Genomic DNA, 18738 nt, shown 5'->3' on the forward strand with positions numbered 1-18738 from the left:
TCATGCGGGCGCGCCGCCGTCAGCCGTGTCTATGCAGCTCGGAATGGCTTTTCAGCACCCGGCCGCCATCCTCCTGTTCGATCAGGTAGGCCGGCTCCTCCGGGCTCGCCTTCCGCTTGATGACGGCGCCTTCGATCGTCCGCTCGACGTCATCGGTAAAGCTCTGCCTGATTTTTCCGGTTCCAGTGCCCTTGCCCCATTTCCATTCGACGCTCGCGCCAGTCCGGTATTTTTGCATGGCGATCTCCTTTCGGAGTGGCAATGCGCAAGGCGGTGCGGGGTTCCCTCAGATGTCGCGATCGAGATCGCCGTCGCGCCAGACAACGTGCCGCGTCGTTGCCGGCAGCTGCTCGATCTCGTCGGCGATGAAATAGGGAGGAATGTCGAGAGCCTTCAGCGCTTCCTTGGTCGCAGGCACCCACTTGAATTCGAGGACGTCCTTGCCGTCTTCGAGCTGATGGACGACGTCATGGGGCCGGAAGGGGAAGCTTTCGGGGACCTCCATCAGGTAATAGAAGCCCAGCTCGTGCCAGTCGCGCTTCTCATAATGGAAGAAGTTTTCGACGATCCAGAGAAGGCGTCCGACCTCGACCGAGACGCCGAGCTCCTCGACCATCTCACGCTTCAAGGTCTCTTCGGACGTCTCGCCGATCTCGGCGCGGCCGCCGGGAAAGGTCCAGAACGGCTCATGGACGGCGCGATGTACCAGCACATGGCCCTCGCGAAAGGCGAGCCCGGCAATGCGGTAGTTGAAACGTCCGGCAGGTCCATTCAGCCGGATCATCGTTCTCTTGGGCATGGTGCTCTCACTCGTCGCCCTGGAAGAGGCGGAATTGCGCCGCTTCGAGATCCTTCGGCGGCTGCATGCCCAGGTGCTTCCAGGCCGTCGCGGTCAGGACGCGGCCGCGCGGCGTGCGCTGGATGAAGCCCTGCTGGATCATGTAGGGCTCGATGATGTCCTCGATCGCATCGCGCGGCTCCGAGAGACCGGCGGCGATGGTTTCGATGCCGACCGGGCCGCCGCCGAAATTGACGGCGATCATGTTCAGATAGCGCTTGTCGAGCTGGTCGAGACCGACATTGTCGACGAGCAGGCGGGTGAGCGCCTCATCGGCGATCTCGCGGGTGACGGCTTCGGCTCGGGCAACCTCGGCGAAATCGCGCACGCGGCGCAGCAGGCGGCCGGCGATGCGCGGCGTGCCACGGGCGCGCCGGGCGATTTCGCGGGCACCCTCATCGGTCATCGGCAGGTTCATCAGCCGGGCGCCGCGGCGCACGATCAGTTCCAGTTCCTCGACCGTATAGAAGGAGAGGCGAACCGGAATGCCGAAGCGATCACGCAGCGGCGTCGTCAGCAGGCCGAGACGGGTGGTGGCGGCAACCAGCGTGAATTTCGACAGGTCGATCTTCACCGAGCGGGCCGCCGGGCCTTCGCCGATGATCAGGTCGAGCTGGAAGTCCTCCATCGCCGGATAGAGGATTTCCTCGACGGCCGGGTTGAGGCGGTGGATTTCGTCGATGAAGAGCACGTCACGCTCTTCGAGATTGGTGAGCAGCGCCGCAAGATCGCCGGCCTTGGCGATAACAGGGCCGGAGGTCGAGCGGAAGTTGACGCCGAGCTCCTTCGCCATGATCTGCGCCAGCGTCGTCTTGCCGAGGCCGGGCGGGCCGACGAAGAGCACGTGATCCAGCGCCTCGCCACGGTTCTTGGCGGCCTCGATGAAGATCTTCAGATTGGCGCGCGCTTCCGCCTGGCCGGTAAACTCGTCCAACGACTGCGGGCGCAGCGTCACATCCAGGTCTTCGCCCCGCTTCTCCGGCGATATCAGGCGGGTTTCTTCACTCATGCAAGTAGTTCCATTCCGGGGACAGCTTTGGCAGCTCGCTGATCGAAAGTCTTGGTAGCGGAGCAGCCGGCGTCTCGATTTCGCAGGGCTATGAAAACATCGGCGAATTCGGCTGTTGTATCGGCCATTATGCCAAGCGTCTCTTCGACGACGTTCTCATTCTCCAGGATCAGGTCGGCAGCGTCCAGCAAATCGGAAACGGCTTCCATAACATCTGCGCGCGTCAACTTGATGCGCTGCCGCAGAAACCATGTCAGTTCCATCAGGGTGATACAGCTGACATAACCCGGTCCGATCTCCGGAAGCGATGCGAAGAGAGCCTCGGCTTTCTTCGCCTGCTCGGCTTCGTCCTTGAGGAAAAGACGAAGCAAGATGTTTGTGTCGAGGCCGATCATTCTGCTGCGGCGACCCGGTGCGCTATCGCATCTCCAACCGCCTGGTCCATGTCCTCAAGAGAAAATGCCGGACGATTGGGATCGTAGAACTTGCCTGCGAGATCGATCGCGCGCTTGTTCTTCGCCTTGATGAAAACCGCACCATCGCGATGGATGTACCGAATTTTGTCGCCAGGCTTAAGGTTCAACAGCTCGCGGACTTCGGCGGGAACCGTTGTCTGGCCTTTTGATGTCAGAGTGCCGTAGTAGACGTTCATCGGGTCCTCCTTACATTTCCATTATAGTAAGGAGTGTAGCCAGCAGCAAGGAATTCATCGCGACAATTCCTTCAACCCCAACCGGATCAGCTTGGCGCTGTCGGCGCCTTCCCCCGCGGTCTTCATTGCGGCCGCAACGGCATTTGCCGCCTGATCGCGCGAGTAGCCGAGGTTTGTCAGCGCCGAGACGGCGTCTGCGACCGGGGCGGAGGCGACGCCTTCGCCGATCTCCTGCTTGAGGCCCATGTTGATCGCCTCGCCGGCATAGGCGGGCGCCTTGTTCTTGAGCTCGGTGACGATGCGGACGGCAACCTTGGGGCCGACGCCCTGGGCGCGGGAGACGGCGGTCTTGTCCTGCAAGGCAATAGCGTTCGCGAGCTCGGCCGGCGTCAGGGTCGAAAGTACGGCCAGCGCTACTTTGGCGCCGACGCCCTGGACGCTCTGCAACAGGTTGAACCACTCGCGCTCGAGCACGCTCATGAAGCCGAAGAGCTTCAGCTGGTCCTCGCGCACATAGGTCTCGATGAAGAGCACGCAGGCCTCGCCGACCGAGCCGATCTTCGAGAGCGTGCGGCCGGAGCAATAGGCGACGTAGCAGACGCCGTGCACATCGACGAGCACATAGTCGTCGCCGATTTCCTCAACAGTGCCTTTCAGCTTTCCGATCATGATACGTCCGTCAGGGGTGGGTTTCGGGAGAGATGAGGTCGAGCGCCGGGAAATAGGAGCGATAGCGCGCGCCGTCACGCGTCAGCAGCCGGTGGCGGCCCCATTCCGCATGGGCTCCGACCAGAAAATCAGGAAGGGTTCGATCCCGCTGCCCTCCAGCATCGCGATAGCGCCGATGCGCCTTACCCGCGCGAAAGGCCGCCTCGAAAGGCAGTTCCTGCCGCACGAGGCCCAGCCAGGACAGCGCCCTCAACAGCTTCTCTTCTGCCGCTGACGTCGCGGCCAGCTCTGCCCATACGATCGGTGTCAATATCAATGGGCCTTCACCGGCACATCGCTTGAGTGCCTTGATAGACCAGGGTCTGAGGGCGGTCTGCGGTCCGAGAACATCGATCAGGACGTTGGTGTCAATGACGGTCGAGATCGTCACGCGGCCCCCTGATCCATTCCATATATTCGTCGGTGGTCATGCCTTCGAGATCAAGAGTGCCTTCGACATCGGCGGCCCACTCATCGAAGCCGCGCGCATCGGGCTCACTTCCCTTGACCTTGACGAGCGTGGCGGCATTGTCGCCGGCGATGAATTCGACCTCCGAGCCCGGGCTGATGCCCAGGTGGTCGCGAATGTCTTTCGGGATGGTCACCTGACCTTTTTCCGTCACGCGCATGGTAATACCTCTCAAGTAATACCTAGCGACGGAGGCGGAACAAGTCAAGAACAAATCATCCCGCCAGCGCCGCCATGCGCATCCGGGTGCCGCCGCGGTTGTGGGCGTGGCAGATGGCGATGGCGAGTGCGTCGGCGGCGTCGTTGCCCTTGAATTCCACCTTCGGCATCAGGATCTTCAGCATCATGTGGATCTGCTGCTTCTCGCCATGGCCGACGCCGATGACGGCCTTCTTCACGGCGTTCGGGGCGTATTCGGCGACGGGCAGGCCGGCGCGGGCGGGAACCAGCATGGCGATACCGCGGGCCTGGCCGAGCTTCAGCGTGGCGACGGCGTCCTTGTTGACGAAGGTCTGCTCGACGGCCGCTTCGTCCGGCTTGTAGCTGTGGACGATTTCGGCGAGCCCGTCATGCAGCTGGCAGAGGCGCGACGCGAGGTCCATGTCGCCGTCCGATGTGACCGTGCCGGAGGCGACGAAGCGCAGCGAATTGCCCAGCGTGTCGATAACACCCCATCCCGTGCGGCGCAGGCCGGGATCGATGCCGATGATGCGAATCGTGTTTTGCATGGCTCACCATATTGCAGTTGTAAAATATCTGCCATCGATATGTGAACAAAACAAAAACATCTGAGGTTTTGCGTGGCGCTGTTTACTGCGAATTAAATCAGTTGTCTGAAATCTAATCCATCAAATGTGAGAGGGCCGCTTTTTCGGAAGGTCAAGGCCCCCGATGTTCTGTTTTCGGTCAAGCCAGCTGCGAAAAAGCCAGGCAAACCGCTCCGGAAGGGTTCTAGTTCATGGCGCAGAGATTTCAGTCTCTTTCCTTTAAAGTTATCGCGACATTCATTCTGCTCACGGCGCTTGCCGTCAGCACCATCAGCGTGCTCGGCTATTTTGCCAGCAGCCGCATTTCCGACGATCAGGCGCTGAAGGCGAAGGAGAGCGTGCTCATCTTCCGCGGCGACATGCTGCAGGATCAGCTGGAGCAGCTCGAAAACCAGGCGAATTCGATTGCGCGCATCGAGGCGCTGCAGATGTCGATCACCAGCCTGAAGAGTGGCTGGAAGACAATCGAGAAGTCCTCGGGCGATGCACGCGCCGAACTCAAGAAGGTGTTCATCACCAACAACCCGAACCCGGCCGACCAGCGCGAGAAGCTGCTGAAGCCGGAAGGTCCTAGCGGGTTCTACTATTCGAACCATGAGAAGACGCAGGGCGAAGTCGCCCGCGACCTCGAAAACACCGCCTTCAGCGATCTGCTGATCACCGACATGGATGGCTCCGTCCTCTATTCCTACAAGAAGGACGACAATTTCGCCGAAAACCTGAAGGCTGACGCCTGGAAGGCGACCGGCGCGGGTCTGGCCTATGCGAAGGCTGTCGAGAACACCGCGAAGGCAACTGACGATTCCGCGCCGACGGCTTTCTCCGGCCTGCGGGTCGATGCCGGCAAGTCGGCGATCTTCTATGCCGTGCCGATCGTCAAGCTCGGCCAGGCCAAGGGCATCATTCTTTTCAAGGTGCGTGACGATATCGTCTCCAGCATCCTGTCGAAGGGCATCGTTTCGGGCAGCACGGCGCAGGCCGCGATCATCTCGTCGGATGGTTCCGCGATCGGCCTCAATGCCGAGAGCAAGCTCGCGACGCTCGATACCGCCGCCTTCACTTTCATTCCGGATGCGCTTGCCAACAGCCAGGGCATGACGGTCGATGATTTCGCCCGCAGCGACGGCACGGCGCGTGCCTATGTCCGCGGCATCGATTATCACGGCGACCGTTTCCTGGTGGTCGAGAGCGTCCGCCTCAGCGAGCTGAATGCCGGCTCGATCGAGATTGCCACGCTGCTGACGATGATCGGCCTCGGCGCGCTCGTCGTCATGGCGATCGCTACCGGCCTGATCACCAAGCTGCTGTTCTCGCCGCTCGCCCGTCTCGCCGGCAATACCCGCGACGTCGCCGACGGCAAGCTGGATACCGAGATCGGCAGCCAGAACCGCCATGACGAGATCGGCACGATGGCCAAGGCGCTGGCGCGCTTCAAGCAGTCGCTGCTCGACAGCCGCGAGCTGGAAGCCGCAAGTGCGGAGACCCGTTCGCTGGCGGAGCGCGAGCGTCAGGAAAATCTGATGCAGCGCGAAGCCGAGGCGAAGAGCCTGCAGGATGTCGTCCAGGCGCTCGACGAGGGCTTGCATCATCTGGCGCATGGCAATCTCGCCTACCAGATCGACACCCGTTTCCCGGGCGAGCTCGAAGGCCTGCGCGTCAATTTCAACGAGGCGCTTGCGACGCTCAGCGAAACGATGACGGCGATCGGCGGAAACTCGATGGCCGTCCGCTCCGGCTCGGAAGAGATGCGCAACGGCGCCGACGATCTTGCCGGCCGCACCGAGCGTCAGGCTGCCTCGATCACCGAGACCGCCAATGCGATTGATGCGATCACCCAGTCGGTCCGCATTCAGATCGAGCGTGCCGAACAGGCCGAGCGGATCGCGCGCGACGCCAAGAAGGAAACCTCAGGCTCCAGCGACATCATGCGCGAGACGATCGCGGCGATGGAAGCCATCCAGGCCTCATCGCGCCAGATCAACTCGATCATCTCTGTGATCGACGAGATCGCCTTCCAGACCAACCTGCTGGCCCTGAATGCCGGCGTCGAGGCTGCGCGCGCCGGTGAATCCGGCAAGGGCTTCGCCGTCGTCGCCATGGAAGTGCGCGAACTGGCGCAGCGCTCGTCGAGTGCCGCCAAGGAAATCGCCAGCCTGCTGCAGAAATCGACGCATGAGGTCGAAAGCGGCGTGTCGCTGGTCGAGCGGGCGGGCGTCGCGCTCACCGGCATCGGCAGCCATGTCGAGGCGATCAACGGCCAGATCCACGAGATCATGGAATCGACCCGCGAAGAGGCCGATACGCTGCGCCAGATCAACAGCGCGGTCGCCGAACTGGATTCGATGACGCAGCAGAATGCGGCGATGGTCGAGGAAAGCACGGCGGCGATCCATCGCCTCGCCAGCGAAGCGCTGGAGATGGACCGTCAGCTCGGCAACTTCACGCTCCCGCAGGGCCACCATCACCAGAGCGCGGAAGTACATGTGCTCCGGCATCGCCGGGCTTCGTAACGCCTGCAAAGGTCAGGCGACTCCAGCCATCAAGTTCGGTCTGGAGTCGCTTGAAACAGCGGCCTCATCAGAGGCTCAGGTCCAGACCGAGCTTCCTGCTCAGCAGGAAGGCAGCGAGCCCCACGCCCAATACCGCTACCGCGAAGAGTGCAGCCATCATGCCGCCCGATCGCAGCAGCGCTCGCCTGTCGCCCTTCTCCGCTCGGTCATAATGCCATTTGATGGCGAAGAACATCGCTATTCCCAGGGCAAGAACCTTGAATGTAACGAAGACTACCGGGACCCAATCCATACTAAAAACTCTTATGTGTATCAGCTGCGCTCCTTATGATCCCATATCGGGCAAGCGCCTACTTCCGATTATGCAAAGCAGATATGTAATAGTAGGTGGTGCTTACTTGGGCTGATCCGTGGTTTCACGGAGTGACCGCTTAGAGCTGAAGCCGACACCGGCAATGGACCGCTTTGCACCACTTGCGGACATCGCATGAACCGAAAGCTTGCCGGTCGCTCAGCTCACATTCGCAAATATCGAAACGATATACTTCACCCGCTCGCCGCGGAACGCCGCCCTGATGCGCCCATGGCGCTCAAGCTCCGCCAATCCGTGCAAGGCAGCCCAAAAAGACTCAGTCGCTATTTCAGGATCGGCGCAAAACGGTTCAACGACCGCCATCATGGCCCCGAACCCATCGCGCAGGACCTGAGGGGTATCGGACTTTGCGAACCGAAGGCCGCTCGGCAGAACGAACATGGCTTCGTACAGAGCTGGCCTTTCGAATGCGAACTCAAGGTAAGCCGTTGCGACGGCTTCGATAGCCTCTGCCGGCGTTGCATCTCTGGCGACCGACGCCCGCAACGCCGGCCCCAGCTCTGCAAAACCCTCAAGCGCGACCGCGCCGACGATCGCGTCACGGTTTTCGAAATGGGCGTAGAGTACGGGCTGACTGTACTCGATCTCCTGTGCAAGGCGTCGGACGGTGACTGACGCCCAGCCATCCCTTTCGGCAAGCATTCTAGCCGCCACGATGATCCGCTGCTCCCGCTCCGCTCTTTCCCGCTCTTTACGCTCGCTGATACCCATGCTTGCCCCGTCGATCCCTCGGCAGGACTTTAGCGATCTTAATTATTCATGGCAACGATTGATAATCTAGCAATGCTATATTTATGTTCGCCGCTATCGTCGCGACGGCGATCGAACGTTATGGTCTTCCAATGTCCAACCTGATTTCATTTTCGCTCGGCAATGCCGCGACGCTGGCTGCTGCTGCGGCGTTTCTCATCGGCAGCATCGTCAACGCCAGTGCTCGCAAGCCGATCCGCGAAGAATTCGTGCGTTACGGATTTCCATGGTGGTGGTGCTGGATCACCGCGCTGCTTGAATTCACGACCGCTGTTCTTCTTGTCCTGCGCCCGACATTCACGCTTGGAGTGGCGCTTGGGGCTTGCATCATGACTGCAGCGATCTTCGCTGTCGTGCGAGCGCGTGACTTTCGCCACATCCCGCCGCCGGCGGTATTCCTGTTGCTTCTGATCATCGCAGCATTAGTCCAGTTCTCGTAGTTTCGATGGGAAACCGTCGGCCTCAAACATCAAAACCGCCGAACGTCGAACAGCGTCATCTATTTGCTGACCAAGCAACCAGCCCTTTTTCTTCGCCGCGGGGTTTGGATGCGGCGCCCTCACCACCTACATAGCCGGTAGCCCCACATTCCCGACCGGCAGGTTTTCATGATCCCCTTTTCCATCCTCGACCTCTCGCCCGTTCCAGAAGGCACGACCGTCAGTCAATCTCTCGCCGGTTCTGCCCGGATGGCGCAGAAGGCGGAGGAATATGGCTACAAGCGCTTCTGGCTTGCCGAGCATCACGGCATGCCCGGTATCGCCAGCGCTGCGACGGCGGTGGTGATCGGCCATGTCGGTGCGGCGACGAAGTCGATCCGCATCGGCTCGGGCGGCATCATGCTGCCCAACCATTCGCCGCTCGTCATTGCCGAGCAGTTCGGCACGCTGGCAGCGCTTTTCCCGGGCCGCGTCGATCTCGGCCTCGGCCGGGCGCCGGGCACGGATATGCGCACCGCCCAGGCGCTGCGGCGCAATCTCGATGCCGGTGCACAGAGCTTCCCGCACGATGTCGTCGAGTTGCAGCAGCTGCTCGGCGAGCCGGTCGAGAACCAGGCGATCCTCGCCGTTCCCGGCAACCGGAGCCATGTGCCGATCTGGCTGCTCGGTTCCAGCCTCTACAGCGCGCAGCTCGCCGCCATGCTCGGTCTGCCCTATGCCTTCGCCTCGCATTTCGCGCCGGATTCGCTGCTCGATGCGATCGATATCTATCGCAGCAAGTTCCAGCCGTCGGCCGTTCTCGATCAGCCTTATGTGATGGCGGGCGTCATGGGCTCGGTGGCGCCGACAGACGAAGAGGCGGAGTATCACTTCACTTCGGCGCAGCAGCAGTTCGTCAATCTGAGGCGCAATGTGCGCGGCCAGTTCCCGAAGCCGGTGAAGGATATGGAGAGCTTCTGGTCGCCGATGGAGAAGCTCAATGTCGAGCATACGCTGCGCTACGCCGTTGTCGGTTCGCCGCAGACGGCGGAGGCGAAGCTCAAGGAATTCCTGAAGGAAACCGAGGCCGACGAGCTGATCATCTCCATGCCGATCCACGATATCGAGGCCAGGCTGAAATCGGTCGAGCTGTTCGCCGGCCTCGGCAGCTTCATGAGCGCGGCCGCCTAATCGCCAATCGTCTCGCCGGGATAGACGCCCCAGAGGGCGGCCTGCTCGACGAAGCCGGAGAGATCCTGGTGCGGCAGATCGATGGCGCACCAGCTTCCGTCGCAGCTCTTGATATGAACGAGGACGCGGGCCATCAGCTCGGCGGAGACCGCCGCGTTTTCGCGCGCCGCCTTGTGCAGGCTGGCCGGCTGTTTCAGCCACGGACCGATGACGGCGGTCCGGCGTGACGACAGCAGCGCGCGGTGCATCCAGCCGGAGATGCCGTCGCTATCGCGCACTTGGCGCCAGTTATCGTATTCGGCGGTGATCTCCAGCGGCAGGCCCGATTTCACATAGATCCACTTGGTGCCGTAATCGAGCGACGGGCCGATGCGCATGCGCGCATTGCCGGTTTTCAGCGAGACGAAGCGGGGAACCGGCAGACCGGTCTCCCGGCCTTTCGTCGCGGTGTCGGGGATGGCGGATGCCTCGCTGGCCATCAGCGGCGCAAGGAGTGAGAAGGCGAGGGCTAGAAGCCCTCTGGTGCGGCCGAGACGCAAGGGGATGCCCACGTCAGTTGCACTTGCTGACCTGCTTCAGCGCGGCGGTGATGCCGTCGAGGGAATAGGTGTAGCTCGTATCGGTGCCGCGGCTGGAGGTCGCCTCCAGAACCATCTCGCTGCCGCCGCGCATGGCGCGGATCATCTCGGGCTCACGCTCCTCGTGCTGCATCCAGGCAGCGTTCTCGCGGGTGAACATCCAGAAGGTCTGGTCGCCGATGCGGACCTTGACGCGCGAACTGTCCTTCAGTTCGTAGCCCATGCGGGCCTGCGGCTCGAACTGGCCCGAGGCGCCGGGGCCGACCATGAAGAAGTTGTTGCCGTGGCTGACGTTGGCAGGCGTCTGCCCGGTCGGCACCGTCAGGAGGTAGCAGACGGTCTGGCCGTTGGCCTTGTAGGAGTAGACGCCCCAATCGTTGAAGCGCTTGACCATCGAAGGCTGCGCTTGCGCGGCGAAGGCGCCGAGCAACGAAAAGGAGAGAACGAGAGCAAGTTTCTTCATGGCATATCCCCGCCGATGGTGTGAAGGACGCTGGCCTGAGACAGACCGGCTGGAGGCAGGGGCATTGAAAGGCGGCAGCGTTACCGCTTCCTTAAAAACAGGCGGCGGTTCACGGAGCTGTGAACCGCTTTGATCCAGATCACAGCAGAGCGGCAATCGGCGCCGCGCAGTTTCGCTTCAGCACGGCGTCGATCGACAGCGCGCCGGCACCCGATATCGCCAGCACGAACATGCCGCCGGCGATGGCGAAGTCCTTCTCGAAATGCAGGAGTTCGTTCTGGCTGGTGAAATCCGTGTGGAAGAGCAGGGCCGTCAGCAGGCAGAAGGTGCCGAGCGCTGCGGCACCCAGCCGCGTTGCCAATCCGGCTGCGACCGAGAGGCCGGCGGCGAGCTGCAGCAGGATGACGCCGATGGCGACCGGCAGTTCGAGACCGAGCCTGGCGAAGGTCTGGGCGGTGGCGTTGAAATTCAGCGCCAGTGTCGCGCCCTCATGCAGAAAGATCGCCGAGAGCAGCAGGCGTCCTGCAAGCAGCACCCTATTGGCGCCGGCGGATCGGGGGAGGGAGTGTTCCATGATCATCTCCTTGGGTGAGCAGGGCGAGCGGCAGCGCCGCCCGCCCCGGGGCAATCGCCGTCAGTTGCCGCCCCGTGCGGCGATCGCCTCTTGTAGGTCTTCAAGCTCCTCGCATCCCGCCGGGCAAAGCTGCTTCAGCGATGCGAGCTGTTCGTTCGCCTTGTCCGGTTTGCCGGTCTGCAGGTAGAGCTCGCCGAGGTATTCATGTGCCGCCTTGTGATCCGGCTGCAGCTCGAGCGCCTTGGTGTAGTAGGTCAGCGACGTTTCGTAGTCGCCGGTCATGCGCAGTGTGTAGCCGAGCAGATTGTAGACGTCGGCCTGCTGGTTATCCTCGGCGAGGCCGCGCAGTTCCGTGAGCGCCGCCTGATAGTCCTTGGCGGCGATCTTGGCGCGGACGGAGGTGAGATCCGGGCCATCGCCGGTCTCCATGTTGTCGACCGCGTAGGCGGGCATTGCCGTCAGCGCCGACATGGCGGAACCGGCTGCGGAAAGGGCGCAGAAGCCCATGACGCCGAGAACGGCGTAGCTGGTGAACGAGCGCTTCATGACTGTTATCTCCTCAGGCGTCAGGCCTGGCTTGTCGGTGTGAAGGCATAGGCGTTTCCGTCCTTGACGAAGCTGCCGGAGCCGGGGAAGGGGAAGTGCGAGCCGCAGATGGCGATCTTGTCGGCGATGACGCGATCGATCAGCTTGCGGCGGCTGGTAATGGCGAGCGGCCCGTCCTGATCGTAGCTGCCCTGCCATTCCGGATGCGGGGCGAGCAGGGCCGGCACGTACATGATGTCGGCCGAGACCAGCAGCTGGCTGTTTCCGGAGTTGACCAGATAGGTCGAATGTCCCGGCGTATGGCCAGGCGCCGAAATCAGCTCGATGCCGGGTGCCACTTCCGCGCCGTCCTCGACCAGCTTCCAGTTCTTCCATTTCGGGAAGACTTCGGCGATCCGCTTTCCGGCGCCCTTGCGGCCCTCGGGAAGCTTGTCGACCCGGCCGGGATCGGTCCACCAGTTATACTCGGCGGAATGAACGACGAGCTCGGCATTCGGGAAAACAGGTGCGTTGGAACCCTTTTCCATCAAGCCCCAGACGTGATCCGGGTGGAAATGCGAGATCATCACCGTGTCGATCTTCCGGTAGTCGATGCCGGCCGCCGCCATGTTGCCGGGCAGGTGGGTGGCGTTTGCCTGCCACTGGCCGACGCCGGAACCGGCATCCATCATGATCAGCCGCCCGCCGACCTTCAGCACCACGACTGTCAGCGGGATCGGCATGAAATCGGTCGGCAGATGGGCGGCGGCCAGCGCCTGCTTGGTCTCGTCGACCGAGACGTCCTTGATGAAGGCGGGATCGTGCGGCTTGCGCCAGATGCCGTCATAGATGGCGGTCACTTCGATATCGCCGACCTTGTAGCGATAAAAGCCGGTGGCCGGTTCGTCTGCCGATGCGGCGAAGGCCGGCGGTACGAATTCGAGCTTGGATGCGAGGCCGAATGCGGCTGCCGCGGCGGCCGAACCGAGCAGCGTACGGCGTGACATTTCGAACATGGGGATGCCTCCTCTGGCTTGTCCGTTGTCTCAGCGGGACCGGGATAGGTTCGACGTCCCCGCTGCAGAACTAGACCGGAGTGGCTGCGCGCTTATTCCCTGATGTCAGGAATTTTCTCATCAAGCCGTTGAAAGAACTCGGCTATTTTTATCGCGGCGGAAATTGCGCAAAAAAATGCAGCGGGGAGGGAATAAAACGGCGCCCTCATCGATCTAGTCGATAAAGGGTCGCGTTGCCTGCAGGGCGCCCTGAGGATTAGAGTCGGCTGGGATGCAGCCGCAGGGGACGTGATGACCCAAGTCAGTATTGCCGACCCCATTCCATTCGATGACCAGCTGGCCGAGGCCGTCCTGCGGTGGCGGCGCCGCTCGCGTTCGCTGGCCGGGCTTGTCAGCCGGCTGTTTGTCGAGGCCGCGTCGGTCCTCGTCGGCTATATGGAGATGGCCCGCGATCAGGGGCGCGCCCGGGCTGCCCAGCCGCTGCAGGCCGACCAGACGCTGCGCTTCCAGCAGAGCATCCTGCCGCACATGGATGCCGCCTATAATTTCGCGCGTTTCCTCAGCCGGGACCAGGATGCGGCGCAGGATATCGTGCAGGATGCGTTCTTGCGAGCCTATCGCAGCTTCGAGACATATCGGGGTGGTGATCCCAGGGCCTGGGTGTTTTCGATCGTCCGCAACTGCCATCTCGCCTGGCAGCAGCAGGGGCGGCGCAAGGCGCGTTTCGAGACGCCGCTCGATGGCGATGCCGGGAGCGAAAGTCCGGCGCACGAGATTGCTGCCGATGACGATACGGCGGAGACGGCGATGATCCGCGAGAGCGAGTCCTCACGCGTACGCCATGTCATCGCCATGCTGCCGGAAGCGATGCGCGAGATCCTGGTGCTGCGCGAACTGGAGGAGCTTTCCTACAAACAGATCGCCGAGGTTATCGACGTGCCGATCGGCACCGTCATGTCCCGCATCGCCCGCGCGCGGCGCGAATTCGGCGAAGCCTGGGATGCGTTCGAAAATGGCGGGGTCGGGGCATGAGCGATACGCCGAAACAGGGCTGCGACCAGTGGGGACCGGTGCTGCATGCCTTCATCGATGGCGAGCTCGATCTGGTGCGCGCAGCGGAACTGGAGGCTCATCTTGCGGGGTGCCCGGATTGCCGGGCGGAGATGGAAAGGGTGCGTGGGGTGCGGCAACGGATCGGGCGGGATGGCGTGCGCTTCAAGATGCCGGAAGAGGTGCGCGCGCAGGTGCTGACGGCGCTCTCGCGGGAGCAGGCCGCGGGCCTTCAGGCGCAAAGGCGCGTCGAGACGGCATCCCCATGGAGCCGCTTCTTCCGCTTCGTGCGCGACTGGAGCTTCGTGCCGTCGCTGGCGGCATTGGCCGCGAGCGCCATGCTGTTCGTCAACGCACCGGCGCCAGAACTCGGCATTCAGGACCAGCTGCTCGCTAGCCATGTCCAGTCGATGCTGGCCGATCACCTCGTCGATGTGCAGACCTCGAACCAGCACACGGTCAAGCCCTGGTTCAACGGCCGCATCGATTTCTCGCCGCCGGTCAATGATCTCGCCAAGGATGGTTTCCCGCTGGTCGGGGGCCGGGTCGATTATATCGGCGGCCGGGTGGTGGCGGCGCTCGTCTACAGGCGCAACGGTCACGTCATCAATCTCTTCGTCTGGCCGCAGACTGCGGGCAGACAAACGGACAGCGAACACGACGGCTACAACATGGCCAAATGGTCGGCCAACGGGCTGGTGTTTTGGGCGGTGTCGGATGTCAGCGCAGGAGACCTCGCCGCCTTCCGCTCAAGCTTCATGCGCGCCGCCGCCGGCATGTGACGCAAAAGAAAAGGCGGGCCTGAGCCCGCCTTTAGAATGCCGTCCCAAAGGGGCGATCAAGCCGAAAGCTTGGCCAGCACTTCTTCGGAGACTTCGAAGTTCGAATAGACGTTCTGGACGTCGTCGTCGTCTTCGAGATTGTCGATCATCTTGATCAGCGACTGGGCCTTTTCCTCATCAACAGGCACATTGTTCTGGGCGCGCCAGACGGCCTTGACGGTTTCGGCTTCGCCGAGCGTCGCTTCGAGCGCCTTGGCAACTTCGCCGAGGCTTTCGAAACCGGTCGTGATGTAGTGGCCTTCCTCGTCGGTCTCGACGTCGTCGGCACCGGCTTCGATCGCTGCTTCCATCACCTTGTCGGCATCGCCTGCCGAAAGCTTGTAGGTGATTTCGCCGACGTGATCGAAGGAGAAGGAAACCGAGCCGGTTTCGCCGAGTGCGCCGCCGGCCTTGGTGAAGATCGAGCGGACATTCGAGGCGGTGCGGTTGCGGTTGTCGGTCAGCGCCTCGACGATGACGGCGGTGCCGCCCGGGCCGTAGCCTTCGTAGCGGATCTGCTCGTAGTTCTCGCCGTCGCTGCCGGCTGCCTTCTTGATGGCGCGGTCGATATTGTCCTTCGGCATCGACTGGGCCTTGGCGTTCTGGATTGCCAGGCGCAGGCTCGCGTTCATCGCCGGGTCGGGCAGACCGGCCTTGGCGGCAACGGTGATTTCGCGCGCCAGCTTGGAGAACATTTTCGACCGCACGGCGTCCTGACGGCCCTTGCGATGCATGATGTTTTTAAACTGTGAATGGCCAGCCATGGCACCCCTGTTCACGTCTCATTGTTCGGAATGGGCCGCCTTATAAGAGCGAAACGGGCCGTATTCAAGCGGAAAGCAGCTTTCGGCCCTGCTGCACAGGCTGTGCAAATCATCGGAACAAAGCCGGTGGACCTGACGTTTTGAGCGGGAAACGCAAACGGAAAGGAATGGCCATGGCAAGCTTCAGCGAAGCCCGCGAACATCCGGCACAGCAGCTCTGGGAGCAGGTGAACGGCATTCACGCCGGGATGCTCGGCGTCGACGGCGCCGACATGCATATGCAGCCCATGGCGCCGCATGCCGATCCGAAGACCAATACGATCTGGTTCTACACCAAATCCGATGCCGATATCGCCCGCGCCATCAAGTCCGGCGCCCGCGCGCATTTCTGCGTGGTCGGCAAGGATCACGACTACCATGCGTGCCTCGCGGGCAAGATCGAGGTCAAGGCCGATCCCGGCAAGGTGGAGGAGTACTGGAATTCCATCGTCGCCGCCTGGTACGAGAACGGCAAGAAGGACCCGAAGCTGACGATGCTCGCCATGCATGTCGACGACGCGGAGATATGGGTCTCCACCGGCAGCAAGCTGAAATTCGGCTGGGAGATCGCCAAGGCCAATCTCGACGATGAGAAGACGCCGGATGTGGGGATCAAGCGGCATTTGCAGTTTGCTTGACGTCTCGTAGGCGTTCTACCGCGCGGCCCCCTCATCCGCCCTTCGGGCACCTTCTCCCCGCTGGGGAGAAGGGGAGGTGGCGCAACGCTCGACTCACTCTCGACATCCCCCTCTCCCCTCGGGGAGAGGGTAGGGTGAGGGGGCTGCGGGCGCCGACCTTACCTACTGCACATCCTTCATCACATAAATCTGCGGCTTCCGCGGCAGCGTCCTGAGCGACACCGTCAGCGTATCGTTCGGCGCATAGACGATCTCGAATTCCTTGCCGATCATCGACAGGAAGCGCTCGACCGGCGGCCCGCGGCGGTGCATCGGGAGCACGATAGAGGAGCGCAGCCGCTTGATCACCCGGCTCATGCTGTCAGGGCCCATCGTCAGTCCGCCATCAACAGGCACCATGACGATGTCGAGGCGGCCGATCTCGGTGTAATGGGCGTCCGTCAGTTCGTAATGCAGGTGGCCGAGATGGCCGATGCAGAGGCCGGCGATCTCGAAGATGAAGATCGAATTGCCGTCCTGCTGCGATCCGCCGAGGCCGTAGCTGAAGCGGATATCGGTGGTGACGTTGCGGATATAGGCGTCGCCGACGACCAGATCGACCTTGGCCTTTTCGCCGGGCACATCGCTCCAGCCGTGCAGCACATGCTTGATCGCCGGATCCGGCGTCAGCGTGTAATGCGTCTGGTGCGCCTTGTTCATGGTGACGACATCAGGGGTCACCGAGGGCTGGTAGATGCCGTTGTAATCGGTGGCGATGACGATGCCGCCGGGCGTGTCGATCTCGAAGGTGGAGTGGCCGAGGAAGGTGAAGGTGACGTCTTCGCCTTCGGAGACGGCCGGGACGATGGGCGCGCCAGGTGAGAAGCTTGCGAACTGCGCCTTCGGAATTCCCTGCGCGATCGCCTGGCACTGGCTGACATTCTTACGCTGTTCCTGGGAGCTTGCTGTCTGCGGCAAAGCGAGCGAGGCAAGGCATGCGATCGCGAGGACAAGACATTGCGGCTTCATGCCACCCCTCCGGCGCTTTCACGGGTAGCCGGAAGGATGCGGCAAGGCGCCGCAGGGGTCCAGATGTGGGGTGCTCACGTTTGCGTGTTGGGGTGGTCGCCGAAGCCTACCGCCAAAACTCCGGAATCGTCTCAGCCAGTCTCGGCCCCAGCCGCAGCGGCGCAATCTTCTCCGCGAGCCCGGTGCTGTCCGAAATCTCCACACCAACCCCACAGATCGTCGCCGGTCCGGTCGCCGCCTCCATCCGCCCCTTCGGCATCTTGGAAATGAACCGGTTGAGCGGTTCTTCCTTGTCCATGCCGAGCGAGGAATCGTAATCGCCGCACATGCCGGCGTCGGACATGTAGGCGGTGCCGCCGTTCAGGATCTGGTGGTCGGCGGTGGGCACATGCGTGTGCGTGCCGACGACGAAGCTGGCGCGGCCGTCGACGAAATGGCCGAAGCACTGCTTTTCGCTGGTCGCCTCGGCATGAAAGTCGAAGATGATCGCGTCGGCCTGTTCCTTCAGCGGGCAGGCGGAAAGGATTGCCTCGGCCGACTTGAAGGGATCGTCGAGCTCGGGATGCATGAAGACGCGGCCCATGATGTTGGCGACCAAGACGCGCGCGCCGTTGCGGGCATAGAAGAGGCCGGAGCCACGGCCGGGCGTACCCTGCGGATAATTGGCCGGGCGCAGAAACTGGTCATGGCGGCCGGCGAAGGCGACGGCATCCTTCTGGTCCCAGACGTGATTGCCCGTGGTGACGACATCGGCGCCGGCATTGATCGTCTCGAGAAAGATGTCTTCGGTGATGCCGAAGCCGCCGGCGGCGTTTTCGCCGTTGACGATGACGAAGTCGAGTTTCAGGTCGGAAACGAGCCCCGGCAGGCGGTCCCAAACCGCCGTGCGTCCCGTCTTGCCGACCATGTCACCCAGAAAAAGAAGCCGCATTTCTATCCGATCCAAGAAGCAAAAAAGCGAAGGCCGCTTTCTGTCAGGATGGCATCCAGGCTTATGTCATGCGGCTCGTCGGGCACATGTGCCACTTCCTGGCAGTCGAATGCAATGCCGATCAGCCTTGGTTTGCGGCCTTTTTGCCGCAAAAGGCTAATGGCGCGGTCATAATAACCGGCGCCATAGCCGATCCGGTGGCCGCGGGTATCGAAAGCCGAGAGCGGCACGAGCAGGATATCGGGGTCGAGAACCGGCGCATCCGGACCGGGACCCGAGGTGCCGAAGCCGGTGGCAATCAGTGGCGCATCGCGCAGCAATTCGCGGAAGACGATGGTCTGCTTGTCGAGAATGGCAGGCACGCAGAGCCGGGCGCCGCGCGCCTGAAAGCGTGCCATCAGCGGGCGGATATCGGCTTCCGAGCGGATCGGCAGGAAGCCGGAAATGATCGTGCCGGGATCGAAGGCGACGGCCTCGCCGGCGTGATCGGCGATGGCGAGCGCCTTTTCGATGCGCATTTCCGCGGGATGGCGTCGCGAAGCGAAAGCCGCTCGGCCCGCATGTCGGCCTTCAGCTGTTTGGACATGGTTTGCATGCGCCGACCATAGACCGGCTGCAGATCAATGCAAATGCGCGAAAGCGTCG

General features: G+C 62.4%; 25 protein-coding genes and 1 pseudogene. 6 read left to right on the forward strand and 20 right to left on the reverse strand.

The window, feature by feature from the left end:
* Positions 1–19: 19 nt before the first annotated feature.
* The 9 genes from F2982_RS13200 to ruvC are packed head-to-tail and all read right to left on the reverse strand — an operon-like array spanning position 20 to position 4404.
* Entirely contained in the window at positions 20–238 is a 219-nt protein-coding gene (locus F2982_RS13200; RefSeq protein WP_112718836.1) for a DUF2945 domain-containing protein, read from the reverse strand.
* A 48-nt stretch (positions 239–286) separates the two neighbouring features.
* Positions 287–799, reverse strand: a complete 513-nt coding sequence (locus tag F2982_RS13205; protein ID WP_203428083.1) for an NUDIX hydrolase — start codon at positions 797–799, stop codon at positions 287–289.
* Between the two features lie 7 nt (positions 800–806).
* Positions 807–1847, reverse strand: a complete 1041-nt coding sequence (gene ruvB / locus F2982_RS13210) for a Holliday junction branch migration DNA helicase RuvB (protein WP_025555435.1) — start codon at positions 1845–1847, stop codon at positions 807–809.
* Entirely contained in the window at positions 1844–2242 is a 399-nt protein-coding gene (locus tag F2982_RS13215; protein WP_203428084.1) for a type II toxin-antitoxin system VapC family toxin, read from the reverse strand. Before F2982_RS13215 ends, ruvB begins: the two co-directional genes overlap by 4 nt.
* Positions 2239–2499: a type II toxin-antitoxin system PrlF family antitoxin gene (locus F2982_RS13220; protein WP_203428085.1), complete on the reverse strand. Its 261-nt coding sequence runs from the start codon at positions 2497–2499 to the stop codon at positions 2239–2241. The genes F2982_RS13215 and F2982_RS13220 overlap by 4 nt, the downstream gene beginning before the upstream one ends.
* Before the next feature lie 54 nt (positions 2500–2553).
* Positions 2554–3168: a Holliday junction branch migration protein RuvA gene (gene ruvA / locus F2982_RS13225; RefSeq protein ID WP_112718840.1), complete on the reverse strand. Its 615-nt coding sequence runs from the start codon at positions 3166–3168 to the stop codon at positions 2554–2556.
* A 10-nt stretch (positions 3169–3178) separates the two neighbouring features.
* On the reverse strand, positions 3179–3598 hold the full coding sequence (locus F2982_RS13230; protein WP_203428086.1) for a type II toxin-antitoxin system VapC family toxin: 420 nt from the start codon (positions 3596–3598) through the stop codon (positions 3179–3181).
* Positions 3576–3836: an AbrB/MazE/SpoVT family DNA-binding domain-containing protein gene (locus tag F2982_RS13235; RefSeq protein ID WP_025555430.1), complete on the reverse strand. Its 261-nt coding sequence runs from the start codon at positions 3834–3836 to the stop codon at positions 3576–3578. Before F2982_RS13235 ends, F2982_RS13230 begins: the two co-directional genes overlap by 23 nt.
* A 55-nt stretch (positions 3837–3891) precedes the next feature.
* The gene (gene ruvC, locus F2982_RS13240) at positions 3892–4404 is read right to left on the reverse strand and encodes a crossover junction endodeoxyribonuclease RuvC (RefSeq protein WP_025555429.1); all 513 of its coding nucleotides are present in this window, start codon (positions 4402–4404) and stop codon (positions 3892–3894) included.
* A 230-nt stretch (positions 4405–4634) separates the two neighbouring features.
* Here ruvC and F2982_RS13245 point away from each other — a divergent pair, with 230 nt between their 5' ends.
* Positions 4635–6953 carry a methyl-accepting chemotaxis protein gene (locus F2982_RS13245; protein WP_203428087.1) on the forward strand — a complete coding sequence of 773 codons (2319 nt, stop codon included), beginning with the start codon at positions 4635–4637 and terminating at the stop codon, positions 6951–6953.
* A gap of 67 nt (positions 6954–7020) precedes the next feature.
* Here F2982_RS13245 and F2982_RS13250 read toward each other — a convergent pair whose 3' ends face one another.
* Both F2982_RS13250 and F2982_RS13255 read right to left on the reverse strand, forming a co-directional pair.
* Positions 7021–7188 (reverse strand): hypothetical protein, encoded by a 168-nt coding sequence (locus F2982_RS13250; RefSeq protein WP_246777440.1) that lies wholly within the window; start codon positions 7186–7188, stop codon positions 7021–7023.
* A 276-nt stretch (positions 7189–7464) separates the two neighbouring features.
* On the reverse strand, positions 7465–8037 hold the full coding sequence (locus tag F2982_RS13255) for a TetR/AcrR family transcriptional regulator (RefSeq protein ID WP_203428088.1): 573 nt from the start codon (positions 8035–8037) through the stop codon (positions 7465–7467).
* A gap of 83 nt (positions 8038–8120) precedes the next feature.
* Between F2982_RS13255 and F2982_RS13260 the strand changes: the two genes are divergently transcribed.
* Together F2982_RS13260 and F2982_RS13265 are read left to right on the forward strand one after the other, a co-directional pair.
* Positions 8121–8516 carry a DoxX family protein gene (locus tag F2982_RS13260; protein ID WP_246777441.1) on the forward strand — a complete coding sequence of 132 codons (396 nt, stop codon included), beginning with the start codon at positions 8121–8123 and terminating at the stop codon, positions 8514–8516.
* A 168-nt stretch (positions 8517–8684) separates the two neighbouring features.
* Positions 8685–9686 (forward strand): LLM class flavin-dependent oxidoreductase, encoded by a 1002-nt coding sequence (locus tag F2982_RS13265; RefSeq protein ID WP_203428089.1) that lies wholly within the window; start codon positions 8685–8687, stop codon positions 9684–9686.
* Here the strand turns inward: F2982_RS13265 and F2982_RS13270 are convergent.
* The 5 genes from F2982_RS13270 to F2982_RS13290 form a co-directional block, all read right to left on the reverse strand.
* Complete coding sequence (locus tag F2982_RS13270) at positions 9683–10237, reverse strand: SH3 domain-containing protein (protein ID WP_246777442.1); 555 nt, start codon at positions 10235–10237, stop codon at positions 9683–9685. The genes F2982_RS13265 and F2982_RS13270 overlap by 4 nt on opposite strands.
* 1 nt (position 10238) lies before the next feature.
* Positions 10239–10727 (reverse strand): invasion associated locus B family protein, encoded by a 489-nt coding sequence (locus F2982_RS13275; protein ID WP_130281973.1) that lies wholly within the window; start codon positions 10725–10727, stop codon positions 10239–10241.
* Positions 10728–10866: 139 nt separating this feature from the next.
* Positions 10867–11301, reverse strand: coding sequence for a DoxX family protein (locus F2982_RS13280; protein WP_203428090.1), 435 nt, complete (start codon positions 11299–11301; stop codon positions 10867–10869).
* Positions 11302–11361: 60 nt separating this feature from the next.
* Positions 11362–11847 (reverse strand): tetratricopeptide repeat protein, encoded by a 486-nt coding sequence (locus tag F2982_RS13285; protein WP_112718849.1) that lies wholly within the window; start codon positions 11845–11847, stop codon positions 11362–11364.
* 20 nt (positions 11848–11867) lie between these two features.
* The gene (locus F2982_RS13290) at positions 11868–12842 is read right to left on the reverse strand and encodes an MBL fold metallo-hydrolase (protein ID WP_203428091.1); all 975 of its coding nucleotides are present in this window, start codon (positions 12840–12842) and stop codon (positions 11868–11870) included.
* A 291-nt stretch (positions 12843–13133) separates the two neighbouring features.
* Between F2982_RS13290 and F2982_RS13295 the strand changes: the two genes are divergently transcribed.
* Positions 13134–13874, forward strand: coding sequence for a sigma-70 family RNA polymerase sigma factor (locus F2982_RS13295; protein ID WP_203428092.1), 741 nt, complete (start codon positions 13134–13136; stop codon positions 13872–13874).
* Positions 13871–14674, forward strand: a complete 804-nt coding sequence (locus F2982_RS13300; RefSeq protein ID WP_203428093.1) for an anti-sigma factor — start codon at positions 13871–13873, stop codon at positions 14672–14674. Before F2982_RS13295 ends, F2982_RS13300 begins: the two co-directional genes overlap by 4 nt.
* A 56-nt stretch (positions 14675–14730) precedes the next feature.
* Here the strand turns inward: F2982_RS13300 and F2982_RS13305 are convergent, their stop codons facing one another.
* Positions 14731–15477, reverse strand: a complete 747-nt coding sequence (locus tag F2982_RS13305) for a YebC/PmpR family DNA-binding transcriptional regulator (RefSeq protein ID WP_112718853.1) — start codon at positions 15475–15477, stop codon at positions 14731–14733.
* Between the two features lie 173 nt (positions 15478–15650).
* Here F2982_RS13305 and F2982_RS13310 point away from each other — a divergent pair, with 173 nt between their 5' ends.
* Complete coding sequence (locus tag F2982_RS13310) at positions 15651–16154, forward strand: pyridoxamine 5'-phosphate oxidase family protein (protein ID WP_112718908.1); 504 nt, start codon at positions 15651–15653, stop codon at positions 16152–16154.
* Between the two features lie 162 nt (positions 16155–16316).
* Here F2982_RS13310 and F2982_RS13315 read toward each other — a convergent pair whose 3' ends face one another.
* From F2982_RS13315 to F2982_RS13325, 3 genes and pseudogenes are all read right to left on the reverse strand, one after another.
* A complete protein-coding gene (locus F2982_RS13315; RefSeq protein ID WP_203428094.1) occupies positions 16317–17162 on the reverse strand; it encodes an MBL fold metallo-hydrolase in 846 nt (281 codons plus the stop codon).
* 106 nt (positions 17163–17268) lie between these two features.
* Positions 17269–18093, reverse strand: coding sequence for a TIGR00282 family metallophosphoesterase (locus F2982_RS13320; protein ID WP_203428095.1), 825 nt, complete (start codon positions 18091–18093; stop codon positions 17269–17271).
* A 2-nt stretch (positions 18094–18095) separates the two neighbouring features.
* Positions 18096–18679, reverse strand: a pseudogene (locus F2982_RS13325) (5-formyltetrahydrofolate cyclo-ligase).
* Positions 18680–18738: the final 59 nt, after the last annotated feature.

Origin of the sequence: Rhizobium sp. BG4 (genome assembly GCF_016864575.1) — a bacterium.
Taxonomy (GTDB): Bacteria; Pseudomonadota; Alphaproteobacteria; order Rhizobiales; family Rhizobiaceae; genus Rhizobium.